This is a genomic window from Streptomyces sp. (assembly GCF_031181705.1).
Lineage (GTDB): Bacteria > Actinomycetota > Actinomycetes > Streptomycetales > Streptomycetaceae > Streptomyces.
This window is the reverse complement of sequence record NZ_JAPSKN010000010.1, coordinates 33,544-48,197: the sequence shown is the minus strand read 5'-3', so window position 1 is coordinate 48,197 and position 14,654 is coordinate 33,544. Positions and strand designations below refer to the sequence as shown.

At 73.3% G+C, this 14,654-nt stretch carries 14 protein-coding genes; 5 read left to right on the top strand and 9 right to left on the bottom strand.

The annotated features are described in order from the left end of the window. Nucleotides 1-117: 117 nt before the first annotated feature. Together RIN80_RS26530 and RIN80_RS04090 are read right to left on the bottom strand one after the other, a co-directional pair. Entirely contained in the window at nucleotides 118-195 is a 78-nt protein-coding gene (locus tag RIN80_RS26530) for a hypothetical protein (RefSeq protein ID WP_375141607.1), read from the bottom strand. A 39-nt stretch (nucleotides 196-234) separates the two neighbouring features. Beyond that, nucleotides 235-1,743 (bottom strand): peptidoglycan-binding protein, encoded by a 1,509-nt coding sequence (locus RIN80_RS04090; RefSeq protein ID WP_309094083.1) that lies wholly within the window; start codon nucleotides 1,741-1,743, stop codon nucleotides 235-237. A gap of 158 nt (nucleotides 1,744-1,901) precedes the next feature. Between RIN80_RS04090 and RIN80_RS04085 the strand changes: the two genes are divergently transcribed. Further along, nucleotides 1,902-3,953, top strand: coding sequence for an MDR family MFS transporter (locus tag RIN80_RS04085; RefSeq protein ID WP_309094082.1), 2,052 nt, complete (start codon nucleotides 1,902-1,904; stop codon nucleotides 3,951-3,953). A gap of 2 nt (nucleotides 3,954-3,955) precedes the next feature. On the opposite strand, the gene RIN80_RS04080 is transcribed toward RIN80_RS04085, so the two are convergent. Continuing rightward, entirely contained in the window at nucleotides 3,956-4,447 is a 492-nt protein-coding gene (locus RIN80_RS04080; RefSeq protein WP_309094081.1) for a GNAT family N-acetyltransferase, read from the bottom strand. 169 nt (nucleotides 4,448-4,616) lie between these two features. Here RIN80_RS04080 and RIN80_RS04075 point away from each other — a divergent pair, with 169 nt between their 5' ends. Together RIN80_RS04075 and RIN80_RS04070 are read left to right on the top strand one after the other, a co-directional pair. Further along, nucleotides 4,617-5,315 (top strand): hypothetical protein, encoded by a 699-nt coding sequence (locus tag RIN80_RS04075; RefSeq protein ID WP_309094080.1) that lies wholly within the window; start codon nucleotides 4,617-4,619, stop codon nucleotides 5,313-5,315. 4 nt (nucleotides 5,316-5,319) lie between these two features. Further along, nucleotides 5,320-5,943, top strand: a complete 624-nt coding sequence (locus tag RIN80_RS04070) for a hypothetical protein (protein WP_309094079.1) — start codon at nucleotides 5,320-5,322, stop codon at nucleotides 5,941-5,943. A gap of 18 nt (nucleotides 5,944-5,961) precedes the next feature. Here the strand turns inward: RIN80_RS04070 and RIN80_RS04065 are convergent, their stop codons facing one another. Continuing rightward, complete coding sequence (locus tag RIN80_RS04065) at nucleotides 5,962-6,369, bottom strand: DUF1992 domain-containing protein (protein WP_309094078.1); 408 nt, start codon at nucleotides 6,367-6,369, stop codon at nucleotides 5,962-5,964. Nucleotides 6,370-6,456: 87 nt separating this feature from the next. On the opposite strand from RIN80_RS04065, the gene RIN80_RS04060 reads away from it, so the two are divergent. Beyond that, nucleotides 6,457-6,849 (top strand): hypothetical protein, encoded by a 393-nt coding sequence (locus RIN80_RS04060; protein ID WP_309094077.1) that lies wholly within the window; start codon nucleotides 6,457-6,459, stop codon nucleotides 6,847-6,849. Nucleotides 6,850-6,859: 10 nt separating this feature from the next. On the opposite strand, the gene RIN80_RS04055 is transcribed toward RIN80_RS04060, so the two are convergent. Together RIN80_RS04055 and proP are read right to left on the bottom strand one after the other, a co-directional pair. Continuing rightward, nucleotides 6,860-7,528: an O-methyltransferase gene (locus RIN80_RS04055; protein ID WP_309094076.1), complete on the bottom strand. Its 669-nt coding sequence runs from the start codon at nucleotides 7,526-7,528 to the stop codon at nucleotides 6,860-6,862. A gap of 95 nt (nucleotides 7,529-7,623) precedes the next feature. Continuing rightward, on the bottom strand, nucleotides 7,624-9,009 hold the full coding sequence (proP, locus tag RIN80_RS04050; RefSeq protein WP_309094075.1) for a glycine betaine/L-proline transporter ProP: 1,386 nt from the start codon (nucleotides 9,007-9,009) through the stop codon (nucleotides 7,624-7,626). A 395-nt stretch (nucleotides 9,010-9,404) separates the two neighbouring features. On the opposite strand from proP, the gene RIN80_RS04045 reads away from it, so the two are divergent. Further along, nucleotides 9,405-11,450 carry a phosphatase PAP2 family protein gene (locus RIN80_RS04045; protein ID WP_375141606.1) on the top strand — a complete coding sequence of 682 codons (2,046 nt, stop codon included), beginning with the start codon at nucleotides 9,405-9,407 and terminating at the stop codon, nucleotides 11,448-11,450. On the opposite strand, the gene RIN80_RS04040 is transcribed toward RIN80_RS04045, so the two are convergent. The 3 genes from RIN80_RS04040 to RIN80_RS04030 form a co-directional block, all read right to left on the bottom strand. Continuing rightward, nucleotides 11,434-12,312, bottom strand: coding sequence for a hypothetical protein (locus RIN80_RS04040; protein WP_309094073.1), 879 nt, complete (start codon nucleotides 12,310-12,312; stop codon nucleotides 11,434-11,436). The genes RIN80_RS04045 and RIN80_RS04040 overlap by 17 nt on opposite strands. 22 nt (nucleotides 12,313-12,334) lie before the next feature. Further along, nucleotides 12,335-12,733 carry a peptidase inhibitor family I36 protein gene (locus RIN80_RS04035; RefSeq protein ID WP_309094072.1) on the bottom strand — a complete coding sequence of 133 codons (399 nt, stop codon included), beginning with the start codon at nucleotides 12,731-12,733 and terminating at the stop codon, nucleotides 12,335-12,337. A gap of 208 nt (nucleotides 12,734-12,941) precedes the next feature. Next, complete coding sequence (locus RIN80_RS04030; RefSeq protein ID WP_309094071.1) at nucleotides 12,942-14,570, bottom strand: hypothetical protein; 1,629 nt, start codon at nucleotides 14,568-14,570, stop codon at nucleotides 12,942-12,944. Nucleotides 14,571-14,654 lie beyond the last annotated feature (84 nt).

The window sequence follows — 14,654 nt, the reverse complement described above, 5'->3', positions numbered from 1 at the left end:
CGGCCTCGCCGCTGCCGCTCTCGCTGTGTCCGCCGGTGTCGTCCTGACCGGCGCGAACGCCGATCGGCCAGGTCGCCGGAGCGGCCGGAACCCCTGGTCCCGGAGGGCCGGCCCCGCTCAGCCGACCACGTGGGTGGCGATGACCCGTGCGATGTGTGACGTGCCGGAACTGGAACCGCCGTTGAGAACGATCACCCGAGTGGTCACCGCCTCACCGTACGGCGACGGGGGCGGTCACGGCTCCCGGGTTTCCGCCTCCAGCCTCTCCCGGGTCTGCCGGTCGTAGACGCCCAGGTCGTCGGTCTGGACGCCGCGGGACCACTGGTAGGTGCGGACGGCGTCCTCGAGACGCTGGTCGAAGGTGCCGTCGGCGTCGTCGTTGTAGAGGTACAACTGCCGCAGCCGCAGCTGGAGTTCGGTGACCTCCGGGCCGCTGTCGCCGCGGCGCAGGACGGTGGCGCCGCCGTTCTGGCCGGCGTTCTCCGGTGCGCCCGGGCCGGTCGGCGCGGCGGACGCCGGCGCGGCCGACGGCTCGGACGACGACCGCGCAGGGCTCGGCGAGGCACCGGCCGTGGACGGCGACGGGGAGGGCGACGCGCTCGCGCTGCGGGACGGCGACGCAGGTGACGCCGAGGGCGACGACGGGCCGGCCGACGGCGTGCCCTCCGGGGACACGGACGCCGCGCTGCTCGACGGGGCGTCCGGCACGCTCGCCCGGATGTCGTCCGGCAGCGCCGTGTTCCGGGAGGGGCTCTCGTAGGTGAACAGCCCGGTCGCGTACCCGGCCGCGGCCACCAGGCCGACGCAGGCGGCGGCAGCGGCGACCAGGGCCGCACGGCGCCGGCGCCGGGTCCGGTACGCGGCCCCCGGCCCGGCCGCGTCCCCGACCTCCGGACCCGGCCCGTCGAAAAGACGCAGGTCGGTGACGCTGGGCTCACTCGTGCCCGGCACGAGGGGGGCGGGCAGGACGGTGGTGTCCGCGGCGGCGGGCAGCACGGTGGTCGCGTCCTGGTCGACGGGGCGCAAGGGGGTGGTGGCGCCGGTGGGCGGGACGGGGGAGGGCGTCCGGCCGGCTCCCTCGGCGTCCGGGGCCTGCGCGCGGCTTGGCGTGCCGGCAGCTTTGGCGGTCCGCCCGGACTGCGCGGAGCCCCCCTGCGGTGCCGGGACGGTCTGCGCGGCAGGATCCGGCTGCGGGGCAGAGGGCGAGTCGGGCGTCGAGGGCTGTGAGGGCGTCACAGGGCCCGCGAGCCCCCCGCCCGCGGCCAGCGGCGGCTGCGCGCCGGGGGTCGCCACCGGGTTTCGCGGGAGTGCCGAGGTGCTGGCGGGCCTGTCGCCCGTCGCCCGGGGCGGCTGGCCGTCGGTGCCGGGCGTGGGCCCCTGCGGGGAGGGCGTGGTGCGTGCCGGCGTGCCTTCCGAGGCCTGCGGCGGCTGCCCGCCGGGGGTCGTGGGCGGGAGCGTCGAGGTGCTCGCGGGCCTGCCGCCCGCCTCCCGGGGCGGCCGGCCGTCGGCGTTGCCGTGTTCTCCTTCTCCCGCCGGGGCGTCCGGGCCGGGACCCGGGGCGTTGTCGATCTCCACGTACGGGCGGATCCGCAGGGGGTCGAAGTCCTCCGCCGCCGCCGCCTCGGCCGTACGGGCGTCGCGGAGGGCCTCGGCGGCGCGGTGGGTGCACACGCAGGAAGGGGTGTTGTCCCGCTGTCTGGGCGCGCCGCACTCCGGGCACGGGTGGCCGTTGGGCTGTTCCACGCGTTCCTCCCTCCCCTCGCGAACTCCAGAGATTATCCAGATCTTCTCCACAGCGCGGCGGGCCAGCCCCCGGAATCAGGCCTTCCGAAGGGGCTCGGCGGGCCATACCCCCGCACACCGGTCACGATGGAAAAAGTCACAGGACCTCGGGAGGTCTCATGGCCGGGGACACCCACGCCACGAAACCGTCGTCCGCGGGCGCCGCGGCCGGGGAGCAGGTGCCCGGAAACGTGCTGGTCTCCATCGGAGCCCTGCTGCTCGGCATGCTGCTCGCCGCCCTCGACCAGACCATCGTCTCGACCGCGCTGCCGACGATCGTCAGCGATCTCGGCGGTCTGGATCACCTGTCCTGGGTGGTCACGGCGTATCTGCTGGCCGCGACCGCCGCTACCCCGCTGTGGGGCAAACTCGGCGACCAGTACGGGCGCAAGCGGCTGTTCCAGACCGCGATCGTGATCTTCCTTCTCGGGTCCGCGCTGTGCGGGGTGGCGCAGGACATGGCGCAGCTGATCGCCTTCCGGGCCGTGCAGGGGCTCGGCGGCGGCGGGCTGATCGTGCTGTCGATGGCGATCGTCGGCGACCTCGTGCCCCCGCGCGAACGCGGCCGCTACCAGGGCCTGTTCGGGGCCGTCTTCGGCGCGACCAGCGTGCTCGGGCCGTTGCTCGGCGGGCTGTTCACCCAGCACCTGAGCTGGCGCTGGGTGTTCTACGTCAACCTGCCCGTCGGCATCGTCGCGCTCGCCGTGATCGCCGCCGTGCTGCGCATCCCGCGCAAGGACCAGCGGCACGTCATCGACTACCTCGGCACGTTCCTCATCGCAGCCGTCGCCACCTGCCTGGTGCTGGTCGCCTCCCTCGGCGGCACGACCTGGGGGTGGGGGTCCGTGCAGATCGTCGGCCTCGCGGTCCTGGGCGTCGTCCTCGCCGTCGTCTTCGTGGCCGTCGAGCGGCGGGCCGCCGAACCGGTGCTGCCGCTGCGGCTCTTCCGTGTGCGGACCTTCACGCTCTCCGCCGTGATCAGCTTCGTCGTCGGTTTCGCGATGTTCGGCGCGATGACCTACCTGCCGACCTTCCTCCAGGTCGTCCAGGGCATCAGCCCCACCATGTCCGGTGTGCACATGCTCCCGATGGTGCTGGGGCTGCTGCTGGCCTCGACCGCCTCCGGGCAGATCGTCAGCCGCACCGGCCGTTGGAAGGTGTTCCCGATCGCCGGCACCGGGATCACCACGCTCGGGCTGCTCCTGCTGCACCAGCTCGACGAGAACAGCTCCACCGCCGAACTGAGCGGCTTCTTCTTCGTCTTCGGGCTCGGACTCGGCCTGGTGATGCAGGTCCTCGTGCTCATCGTGCAGAACGCCGTCCCCTACGAGGACCTGGGCGTGGCCACCTCCGGCGCGACCTTCTTCCGCTCCATCGGCGCCTCGTTCGGCGTCGCCGTCTTCGGCACGGTCTTCGCGGGCCGGCTCGGCGACCAGCTCACGGACGCCTTCCGGGGAGCGCCGCTGCCGCCCGGCGCCTCGGTGGACGCGCTGGAGGCCGACCCGCGCGGCATCGCCGCCCTGCCGCCCGACCTGCGCCCGCCCGCCCTGCACGCCTACGCCACCGCCATCACGGACGTCTTCCTCTACGCCGCCCCCGTCGCCCTCCTGGGCTTCGTCCTGGCCTGGTTCCTCAAGGAGGACCGGCTGCGCGGCTCGGTCACCGCGCCCGACGCCACCCAGACCCTCGCCAGCAACCCCGTCGAACGGTCCTCCTACGACGAGGTGTGCCGGGCCCTGTCGGTGCTCGGCACCCGCGAGGGCCGGCGTGAGGTCTACCGGGAGATCACCGCCCGGGCGGGCTACGACCTGCTGCCCGCCGCGAGCTGGCTGCTGCTGCGGATCCGCCGGTACGGCTCGGTGGAGCCGGGCGTGCTGGCCGAACGCGGGCCCGTGCAGCTGACCGTGATCATGGAGGCCGCCCGGCAGGTGGAGGAACAGCGGCTCGCCCTGCGCGAGGGCCTCGACCTCGTCCTGACCGACCAGGGGCGCGAGGTCGCCGAACGGTTGGCCCAGGCGCGTGAGGAGTCCCTCGCCGAGCTGCTCGGCGACTGGTGGGGGCCCGACCGGCCGACCGACCTGCAACGGCTCGTGCGGGAGCTGAACGGCGAGCTGTGCGGGGCGCGGCGCGAACGGCCGGACGCCCCGCGGGCGGTGCAGCGGGCGGTCTGACCTCAGGCGAGCTGTTTGGCGAACCAGTGCTCCGCGTACGGGTCGTCGTTGTACGGGGCGGTCTCGCGGTAGCCGAGCCGGGCGTAGAGGGCCCGGGCCTCCACGAGGTCGCCGCGGGTGTCGAGGACCATGCGTGCGGCGCCGAGCGCGCGGGCGGCGCCCTCGGCGGCCCGGACCAGCAGCGCCGCCCCGCCCTTGCCGCGCATCGGCTCGTGCACGAAGACCCGCGTGAGCTCGGCGGTCGTGGCGTCCAGCAGCCGGACGCCCGCGCTGCCGGCCGGCTCGCCGCCGTGCCGGGCGACCAGGAACTGCCCGCCCGGCGGCGCGAGATCCGCGCCGGTGTCCTTCGCGATCTCCCGCTCCAGCTCGTCCGGGTCGGTGCGGCGCCCCTCGTGCAGCAGGTACCAGCGGTCGCTGACCTCGGTGTAGTACGCCCGCCAGAGCGCGGCGGCGACGGGGGAGTCGTACGGTTCCGGGATCACGGTCCAGGTCATGACCCGCATCCTCGACAGGTGCCCCTCCTGTCACGCAACCGGATATCCCGGGGCGGCCCGGGCATCCGCGCTCGGTGCGGGCGCCGTTTGGCGGCGGGCTTTGCGGCAACCCGGACGGGGAACCGGCTCGCGAGGAGAGCCGGTTGGGCCGAGAACCCGGAAGGCATTCATGTCCACTGGCCTGATCATTGCTCTGATCGTGATCGCGGCGGTCGTCGTCATCATCGCGGCCGTCATGACCCTGCGCGCCCGGCGCGGGCCCCGGCGCGGCCCGAGCCTGAAGCGGCGCTTCGGACCCGAGTACGAGCGGGTCCTCGCCCGGCACGACGGTGACACCAAGGCCGCCGAGCGCGAGCTGACCGAGCGTCTGCAGCGCCACGGCGACCTGCGCGAGCGGCCGCTGGAGCCGGCGCAGCGCGAGCAGTACGAGGCGCGCTGGACGGCCGCCCAGGAGCGGTTCGTCGACTCGCCGCGCGAGGCGGTCGCCGAGGCGGACCGGCTGATCGCCGAGCTGGCCGGCGCCCGGGGCTTCCCGGACGGCGGGCAGTACGAGGAGCAGCTCGCCGCGCTGTCCGTGCACCACGCCCATCACGTGGACGGCTACCGGCGCGTGCACCGTGCGGCGCACCTGCGCGCGGAGGACGCCCGCGACGGCGGCCAGGGTACGGAAGACATGCGCGAGGCCATGGTGGCGGCCCGCGCGCTGTTCGAGGAACTGGTGCGGCCCGGCCGCCACGACGGTGGCCGGCACGAGGAGGACCGGCACGAGGGACACGGCCGTGCCGGGCTGAACGGCGGCCGCAAGGATCCGGGTCGCGGCGGCCACATGCCGTGGGCGATGAACCGGCGTCAGGCGAAGGAGAGCTGAGGCGATGACCGACATGACCCGACCGCCCGGCGACCACACGCCGACCGCGCCCGACGCCCGCGGCGAGAGCGCCCTGGGCACCGGCCGCGGCAGGACCGACGCGGACCGCGCGGCGGCACCCGGCACGGACGCGGACCGCGCGGCGGCACCCGGCACGGGCACGCCCGGCACCGGGGCGCCTCACGGCGACGAGTACGGCACCGGCACGCCCGGCGGGGAGACGCCCCGCGGCGACTCCCCGGCCACCGGCACGCCCGGCACGGACGCGGCCCACGGCGAGGCCCACGGCGTCGGCCGCACCGGCACCCCGGCGCACCGGCCCGGCCCCGACGCGCGCGACCGGCTCTTCCCGCACGACCACTCCGACAAGCTCGGCGCGCGCCTGCAGCACGCCGTCGCGGGGTTCGTCGACGGGCCCCGGGCCGCCGTCGAGGAGGCCGACCAGGTGCTGGAGGAGATCGCGGCCCGGTTCACCGAGGCCGTGGCCGAGCGCCGCCGCACCCTGCGCCACTCCTGGCAGTCGGTGGAGGGCGGCGAGGGCAGGTCCGTGTCGTCCACCGACACCGAACAGCTCCGGCTGGCCCTGAAGGACTACCGGGAGCTGGCGGAACGGCTGTTGCACGTGTGACCCCGGTGAACAGCCCGGCTAACGATCCGCCCGGCGCTCCCGCCACTGCCGTACGACGTCCTCGACGTCGTACGGCTTCTTTCCGAGCGGGGGGCCGGGCGGCGGCTTGAACATCATCTCGCGGATCCTGTCGTTGATCTCGCCGATGATCTTCCGGACGATCCGCTCGGAGGGCGCCGCGAGCGCGGCCTCCAGCGCGTCCTCCGCCTCCTTGCGCAGCGCCAGCGCCGGGGGGAGCACGGAAAGACCCTCGCGGGCCATCTTCCGCTTCACCCACCACAGTTCGTCGTAGGTGCTCTCCACGTCGGGCGGGAGTGGGCGGCCCGCTCCCGGCAGCCGGTCGAACTCCCCGCGCGCCTCGGCCTCGCGGATCTGCCGGTCGACCCAGGACCCGAAGTCCACGCCGGGTGGCTTTCGCTCGGTCATGAGGCCATTGTGCCGGACACGGCGCAACTGGGCGTTCTATCATTCGGCGGGCTTGCAGACCCACCGGGACGTCTCAGAGGAGCGCACGTGCTCGAACTCACCATGGCCGCCGTGTCCGCGGCGGAGGAGGGTGCCACGGCCGGCATGCTCATGGCCGACGCGCCCAGCGAGCCGGGTGCCGTGCTGCGGGTGGGCCGCGACAAGTCGGTGTGCCGGCTCGGCACCCCGGACGACTGGCTGTTCGTCTCGCGCGTCCACCTGGAGTTCCTGTGCGGCCCGGACGGCACCTGGCAGGTCACCTGGCTGCGCGGCTCCCAGCCCGACCCGTCCTCGGAAGTCCGCCTGACGGTCGGGGAGTACACCCAGCCCCTCGCCTACGGCGGCACCGTCCCGCTGCCCCGGGGCGGCAGCGGCGAACTCGTCGTGCAGGACCGCACCGCCCCGCGCAGCGTCAACGTGGGCTTCTACCACGAGGCGTGACGACCGGGGCTCACACCACCCGGGCCAGCGCGAAACCGTCGTAGCCCTTCATGCCGACCGTCTGGACCGCCGTGCCGCTCAGCCGCGGGTGTCCGGCGATCAGGTCGATCGCGGCGCGGGTGCCCGTCACGTCCGCAGCGGTGCTGTCGATGTCGACGACCCGGCCGCCCCGCACCACGTTGTCCAGGACGATCAGGCTGCCCGTGCTGGTGAGCTTGACGGCCCACTCCACGTAGTGCGGGTTGTTGACCTTGTCGGCGTCGATGAAGACCAGGTCGAACGGCGGCGGGTTCTCGTCGGCCAGCTGGGGCAGCGACTCCAGGGCCGGGCCGACCCGCACCTCGACCAGCTGGTCCAGCCCGGCGCGGGCGATGTTGCGGACGGCGACCTCGGCGTGCCGGGGGTCGTACTCCAGGGAGACCAGCCGCCCGTCTGCGGGCAGGGCGCGGGCCAGCCAGATCGTGCTGTACCCGCCGAGCGTACCGATCTCCAGGATGTGCCGGGCGCCCTGGATCTGGGCGAGGAGCTGGAGGAGCTTGCCCTGGTTGCCCGCCACGTTGATGTGCGGAAGCCCGGCTGCGTCGCTGTCGCGCAGGGCGGCCGCCAGGGCTTCGTCGTCGGGGGCGAGCCGTTCGGTGAAGTAGGTGTCGACCTCGTCCCAGACGTGCGACTCGCTCATGCACCCCTGCCTTTCGTGCGTCCGCGCATGGTTAGCGTGTCTAACTACTGGCGCTGACGACGATAGTTGGTGCGCCGGTCGCTGTCAGTGGCCTCTCACCCGGCGTGTCGACCGGCCACCGCGGGCGCCGAGCCGGGCAGCGGACGTCCCGCCGACTCCGCCATGCGCCACACCGCGAAACCGCCGATCACGGCCGCGGCCATCATGTAGTACGCGGGCATCATCAGGTTCCCGGTCGCGCCGATCAGAGCCGTGACCACCAGCGGGGTCGTGCCGCCGAACAGGGACACGGAGACGTTGAAACCGATGGACAGCGAGCCGTAGCGGACCCTCGTCGGGAACAGCGCCGGCAGCGCGGAGGGCATCGCGGCCGTGAAGCAGACCAGCAGCAGGCCCAGGGCGCCCATGCCGAGCGCGACCGCGAGCAGGCTGCCCTCGCGGATCAGCAGCAGGGCGGGGGCGGACAGCAGCAGGAAGCCCGCGCAGCCGGCGGCGATCACCGGGCGGCGGCCGACGCGGTCGGTGAGGGCGCCGGCGAACGGCTGGACGATCATCATCAGCGTCATCACGCCGAGGACGACGAGCAGGCCGTGCGTCTCGTCGTAGTGGAGCTCGCTGGTCAGGTAGCTCGGCATGTACGACAGCAGCATGTAGTCGGTGACGTTGAAGACCAGCACCAGGCCGACGCAGAGCAGCAGCGCGCGCCACTGGCCGGTGACCATCTCGCGCAGTGGCACCTTGGGCCGGTCCTTCTCGGCCTTCTCGACCTCGGCGGCGAACGCCGGGGTCTCCTCCAGACGCATCCGCAGGTAGAGGCCGATGAGGCCCATCGGGCCCGCGATCAGGAAGGGGATGCGCCAGCCCCAGGAGGTCAGGTCGTCGGCGGAGAGCAGGGCGGTCATGACGGTGACCAGGCCCGCGCCGCCGATGTAGCCGGCGAGCGTGCCGAACTCCAGCCAGCTGCCGAGGAAACCGCGTCGCTTGTCGGGGGCGTACTCGGCGATGAAGGTCGAGGCGCCGGCGTACTCGCCTCCGGTGGAGAAGCCCTGCACGAGGCGGGCGGCGAGGAGCAGGACGGGCGCGCCGACACCGATCGTCGCGTACGACGGGATCAGGCCGATCGCGAAGGTGCCCGCCGCCATCATGATCATGGTGAGGGCGAGGACCTTCTGGCGGCCCACGCGGTCGCCGAGCGGGCCGAAGACCATGCCGCCGAGGGGGCGGACCAGGAAGGCCGCGGCGAACGCGCCGAACGTGGAGAGCAGCTGGGCCGTGGGGTTGCCCGAGGGGAAGAAGACCTTGCCCAGGGTGACCGCGATGTAGCTGTAGACACCGAAGTCGAACCATTCCATCGCGTTGCCCAGCGCGGCCGCCTTCACGGCGCGCTTGACGAGCGCGGGGTCGGTGACGGTGGCGTCGGGGTTCTTCGCGGTACGGGACGTGAGGGCGGACGCGGGGGTGACGACTGAGGCAGTCGACAAGACTCGCTCGCCTACCTTTCGACGGGGACAGGGGCACGGTCCCGCGCGGCGGCGCTGTCGTACGGGCCGAAAAGCGACGATAGGCCTGTTTGCGCCGGTCACGGGCGGTATGCCGATCGTTGCAGACTGCACGTAAAACGTGGTTGCGCTGGTACGTCTGCCCGGTCGTGCGCGGTTCCCACGAGATCTTGGTGTGACCCTTCTCGCGTCCGCGAGAGGTGACCGCGCATCGCGCGGACTATCGTCGTCCGGAAATAGGCGGAAATACGTCAGGTGGACCCGGGGTGGCTCGCGTCTTTCCCCCGGGGGCGCCGCGCGCCCCCTAAAGTTCGCGGAGGTAATTCCCGCATCTCGGACATGCGGGATGAACTGGGGCGGGAGGCCGACGAGGCGTGATGAGTGCGGATCACGGCGGACGACCGGCGGAAGAGCTCGGAGCGACAGCCGTCGGTGGAGCCCACCCGCGCCTGAGAGCCGCCCGGCTGGCCCTGTGGCTGATCGCCGCCGTCCTCGCGGCCCGGCAGGTCGCCGTCGTCCTCGCCACCCCGCGCGGCGAGCGGCTCACCGACCTGGAGACCTGGCTCGGGGCGGACGGCGTCCTGCACGTGACCGGCTCGCTCTACGACTCGACCCGCTTCACCGGCACGCCCTTCGGCGGCCTCGTCCTCAAGCCCCTGACCCGTGCGGCCGAGCAGGCCCTCGGCTGGGGCTGGACCTTCGGCACGCTGCTGCTGGTCGTGGCCCTCGGCCTGATCGCCGCCCGCGCCCTGCCCCAGCCCGTCGGCCGCCGCACGGCGCTGCTGGCCGCCCCCGTCGCCGTCAGCCTGCTCATGCTGTCCCTGCCGGTGCGCAACACCCTGTGGCTCGGCCAGACCAGCATCATGCCGGTCCTGCTCGTCCTGCTGGGCTGCTTCGTCGCCCACGGCCAGCGGCTCAGCGGTCTGCTCATCGGCGTCGCGGCGGCGCTCCAGCCCACACTGCTGCTGTTCGCGCCCCTGCTGTGGTTCACCGGCCGCAGACGCGCCGCCCTCGCCGCCGGTGCCACCTTCGCCGCCGGCACGGGCATCGCCTGGGCGGTGATGCCGCACGACTCCCACCGCTACTGGGTCCACCACATGGCGGGCGCCGGCCTCGGCGGCCCGGCCGACGACCTCGGCAACCAGTCCCTGCACGGCGCCCTGCTGCGGCTCGGCCTGAACGGCCCGCCGGAGGTCGCGCTCTTCCTCGTGCTCGGCGCCGCCGTCGCCGTACTGGCCCTGCGCCGGGCCGTGCGCCACTTCCGCGACGGCCAGCTGCTCCTCGCCGTCGCGGTCACCGGCTGCGCGGCGATCGTCGTCTCGCCCACGGCCTGGCAGCACCAGCTGCTGTGGGTGCTGCTCACGGTCGTCGGCCGGGCCGGCCGGCGCGCCTCCGACCGGTACGTGTGGCCGGCGACGGTCGTGATGGTCATGACCCTCCCGGCGAAGATGCTCCTGCCGAACATGACGACTCTCGCGCCGCTGCGTGACAACGTCGTCCTGCTGGCCGCCCTCGCCGCCGCCACCGCCGTGCCGTTCCTGTCCCGCACCTCGCCGTACTACCGCTCGCCCCTGCCGGCGCAGTACGCGCCCGCCGTCCCGTCCCGCTTCCGGCACGTGCCTGTGCTGCCGTTCCTGCGGCGGGTCCTCACCCGGCCGAACCTGCTGCTCGAACTGCTCCTCATCCGGGTCACCTACGCCGCCTACTCCCAGGTCCGCCTCGCGGCCACCGGGGGCAGCAACTCGGCCGGGCGGGCGGAGGCGGAGGAGCACGGCGCGCAGATCCACGCCCTGGAACGGGCCCTGCGCATCGACATCGAGCACTGGGCCAACCACACGGCCGCCGGGATCGACTGGCTGCGCGAGTTCTTCGACTACTACTACACGTCCTTCCACTTCGCCGTGCCGCTGGCCGTCCTCGCGGTGCTGTACTGGCGCCGCCCCGCCGACTACCGCTGGGCCCGCTCCGCCCTGGGCATCACCACCCTGCTCGCCCTGGCCGGCTTCTGGCTCTACCCCCTGGCGCCGCCCCGCCTGATGCCGGCCCTCGGCTTCATCGACACGGTCCACGGCGTCCAGGACTTCTCCCAGCCGGACTACGGCACGCTCACGGCCCTCACCAACCAGTACGCGGCCATGCCGTCCCTGCACTTCGGCTGGTCGCTGTGGTGCGGGGTGGTGATCGCGGTGGTGGCCCGCGGACGGTGGGTGAAGGCCCTCGGCGCGGTCCATCCGCTGCTCACGGCCGTCGCGATCGTCGTGACGGGCAACCACTGGGTGCTGGACGCGGTGGGCGGGGCGGTGGTGGTGGGGGTCGGCTTCGGGCTCGGGTACCTGCTGACGGGGCCGCGGCCTGCCGTGGCGGACCGCGGCGGGGCGGCGGTGTCCGAGGAGACCGGCCGTTCGGTCAGTGCCGGCCGATGACCTGCCGCGCGTGCTCCAGGTGACGGGCCTTCGCCTCGGCGAGCCGGGAGAAGTAGGCCCGGTTGTCGGCGACGGCCTGCCGCTGCAACGCGGACTCGACGCGGAGCAGGACCCCGACGAGCCGCGCCCGCTGCTTGCACCGGACGTCCGCGGAGGCGGTGGCGATCTCCTCGTCCGACGCCGGAGCGGATTCCCGGGACCACCAGCGCGCGTCGGAGACGGCCTCGTCGGGCGTGCGGTAGTCGAAACCCCGTCGGCGCATGCACGTCTCCCAGCGGTTCAGCGCCGCGACCGCCTCCGGCTGTTTCTTCGTCTTTTTCAGCAGCTCCGAGCTCAGGCGGTTGAACCGGTCGTAGTCGGCCAGGGCGCCGTCCCGTTCGAGGCGGTCGTTCGCCTGGTATCCGCAGCCGTTCTGCTCGTCGTAGGCCGCGCGTACTCCGGCCGAGCCGAGGCTTTCGTCGCGCTTTTTGCGCAGCTCGGTTATTCCGGTGCCCGCTGACAGTACTCCCGCGTTCGCGTGGTATCCAAATTCACGGGCCACTGCTTTTTCGATGACCCCGTACCGGCGCCGGTTCTTCAGGTCGTCGACATGTGCGGGGTAATCGAGGACCTGCCAGTCGTGGCCGCGCTTTCGCATGCAGGCCCGCATCAGCAGATCGCGCGCCTCGGCGACCTCGAACGACTCCTGGTGGGAGAGCTCGTAGGCGTCGAACGGCAGGATCAGGCTCCGTACCTCGGCGGTGGGCGCGACCGGTCGCGCGGCGCCGTCGGTCCGGGGAGCGGCGCTCGCCGCACAGCCGGTCGCCAGTACGGCGAGCGCCGTGACGAGGGCGGCGCGGGGGTGTGCCGTGGTGGGAAACATCTCTGCACCGCCCTCGACGTGTCTAGCGGAAGTCCACGCAGCTGGCCTTGTTGTCGAACGAGTTGTTGCTGAAGTCGCTGTCGACGGAGTTGGCCCGGGCGAGGTAGTTGTCACCCGTGCAGCCGGCGTTCTGGTACAGCGCCACGTCACGGCCGGTCTGGTTCTTCATCGAACTGGCGCCGTCGTTGACCGGGCTGGTCGTGCCGTTCCAGTAGGTGTCGCTCAGGGCGCGGTCGTCACCCGAGAAGTTCTTGCTGCTGCCGCCGTAGTTGTCGTGCTGGAAAAGCCAGAAGTACGTGGCCTGGACGCCGGTGCCGGCAGCGCTGGACGTTTCGGCGGCGGTGGCCGTCTGGGCGAAACCGAAAGCGGTCGCGCCGAGGAGCGCGACGGAACCGACGGCGGCGGCAATGCTGCGACGCATTTGTTTTCTCCTGTGGATGGGGTGCCTGTGACGCTGTAATTCCAACGCGGCAGGCATGACCCCGTCAATGCGGTTCCGCAGCCTGGCCGGAACGGGAAATCAGGTATTTCTCCCGGCCGCCCTTCGACACGGAGTGCTGGACGTGAGGGTTTGGAGTGACATCGAAAGGGGGATTTCGCCGCTCCGTTTCATGGTTGGCCGAAAACCCTCATGGATGCTCCCGGTTCACGAACCACACCACCCACGCGGTCAGCGCACTGGCGACCACCACCACCAGCAGCAGCGTCAGCAGCCGCACCCGCCGCTCCGAGCGCGCCGCCTCCCGCGCCACCCGCTCCTCCTCCGCCAGGCTCGCGGCGACGAACGCGCTCTCCGACGCGGTCAGTTGGGTTACCGGCAGCCCCTCGGCGGTGCAGAACTCCTCCCGCGCGGCGCGCAGCAGCACTCCCCGGTACAGCGCCCCCGGATCCCGGTCCAGGCTCTCCCACACCCGGGCCGCCTCCGTCAGCCGCCGGTGCAGCCGGAGCCGGTCGCGTTCCTCCTCCACCCATCCGCGCAGCCGCGGCCAGGCGGTGATCAGGGCCTCGTGCGCCAGCTCCGCCCGGTCCCCGTCCAGGGTCAGCAGCCGGGCGGTGACCAGCCGTTCCAGAACCTGGCCCGCGGCGCCGGTGGCCCGCAGCTCGGACAGCGGCACGGGACGCCGGGTGTCGGGGCCGCCCTCACCGGGCGAGATCAGCCGCAGCAGCAGCGCCCGGGCCGCGTCCGCCTCGGCCGCCCCGAACCGGCCGAACACTTCCTCCGCCGTGTGGGCGACCGCTCCCCGGACGCCTCCGACGGCCTCGTAAGCGGTCAGGGTGAGCCGCTTGCCGCTGCTGCGCCGCCAGAGCTCCAGCAGCGTGTGGGACATCAGCGGCAGACCGCCCGGCTCGTCGGCCACCTCGGCGAGGATGCGGTCCGTCACCGCGCGCTCCACCACCAGACCGGCGGCCGCAGCCGGCCGCACGATCGCCTCGCGCAGCCGCTCGACGGACATGCCCGGGACCAGGACGTGCGCGTCGTCGAGGGCCGCCGCGAGCTCCCGGTGATCCGCGCAGTGCCCGAAGAAGTCGGCCCGCACGGCGATCAGCACCCGTAACCGGCTGTCCGGCTCGCGCGCCGCCAGCAGCATTTCGATGAACTCCCGCCGCCGGCCCGGGTCCCGGCACAGCGTGAACGCCTCCTCGAACTGGTCGACCAGGACGACTGTGTCGCCCGGTGCGTCCCCGGCCGGTGCCAGCACGTCCCGCCGCTCCCGGGCCGGATCCGGGCCCGGGGTGCAGATCCGCACCGCGGCGGGCCGTACCCCCGCCACGCCGCCCTCGCGCAGCGCGGGCACGAGTCCGGCGCGCAGCAGCGACGACTTCCCGCTGCCCGAGGCGCCGACCAGGGCCGCGAACCGGTGCTCGGCCGTCAGTCTCAGCAGCCGCTCCACCTCGGGTCCCCGGCCGAAGAACAGCTCCCGGTCGGCGGTCCCGTAGCGGGCCAGGCCGCGGTAGGGGGACCGTGCGTCGTCGGGAGGCGCCGTCGCGCGGGCCGTGTCGGCCGCGGCCTCGTGCCAGCGCCGCTCCCAGTCGCTCTCGTCCCCTCCGCACGCGCGGACGTACGCCAGGGTGACCGGCAGGGAGGGCAGCCGCCGGCCGGCCGCCGCCTCGGAGAGCGTCGGTGCCGAGTAGCCCGCCGTGACGGCGAGTTCGCGGTACGACGGGCCACCCGCCTCCTCACGCAGCAGGCGCAACTCGTGCGCGAGGCGCTGCACCGGCCCCTGGGCCGGATCCAGTTCCTTCTCGCGGCGTCCCACGTGCCTCCCCTTCGCCGAGTGCCGCCCGCGTCAGCACCACGTACAGCCGGTGCGGCGTACGCGCACGTCACGCTAACCGCTCGC

Coding starts and splice junctions, on each gene's coding strand:
- RIN80_RS04085 (WP_309094082.1), top strand. CDS start 1,902: ATGGCCGGGGACACCCACGCCACGAAACCGTCGTCCGCGGGCGCCGCG.
- RIN80_RS04080 (WP_309094081.1), bottom strand. CDS start 4,447: ATGACCTGGACCGTGATCCCGGAACCGTACGACTCCCCCGTCGCCGCC.
- RIN80_RS04075 (WP_309094080.1), top strand. CDS start 4,617: ATGTCCACTGGCCTGATCATTGCTCTGATCGTGATCGCGGCGGTCGTC.
- RIN80_RS04070 (WP_309094079.1), top strand. CDS start 5,320: ATGACCGACATGACCCGACCGCCCGGCGACCACACGCCGACCGCGCCC.
- RIN80_RS04065 (WP_309094078.1), bottom strand. CDS start 6,369: ATGACCGAGCGAAAGCCACCCGGCGTGGACTTCGGGTCCTGGGTCGAC.
- RIN80_RS04055 (WP_309094076.1), bottom strand. CDS start 7,528: ATGAGCGAGTCGCACGTCTGGGACGAGGTCGACACCTACTTCACCGAA.
- RIN80_RS04045 (WP_375141606.1), top strand. CDS start 9,405: ATGAGTGCGGATCACGGCGGACGACCGGCGGAAGAGCTCGGAGCGACA.
- RIN80_RS04040 (WP_309094073.1), bottom strand. CDS start 12,312: ATGTTTCCCACCACGGCACACCCCCGCGCCGCCCTCGTCACGGCGCTC.
- RIN80_RS04035 (WP_309094072.1), bottom strand. CDS start 12,733: ATGCGTCGCAGCATTGCCGCCGCCGTCGGTTCCGTCGCGCTCCTCGGC.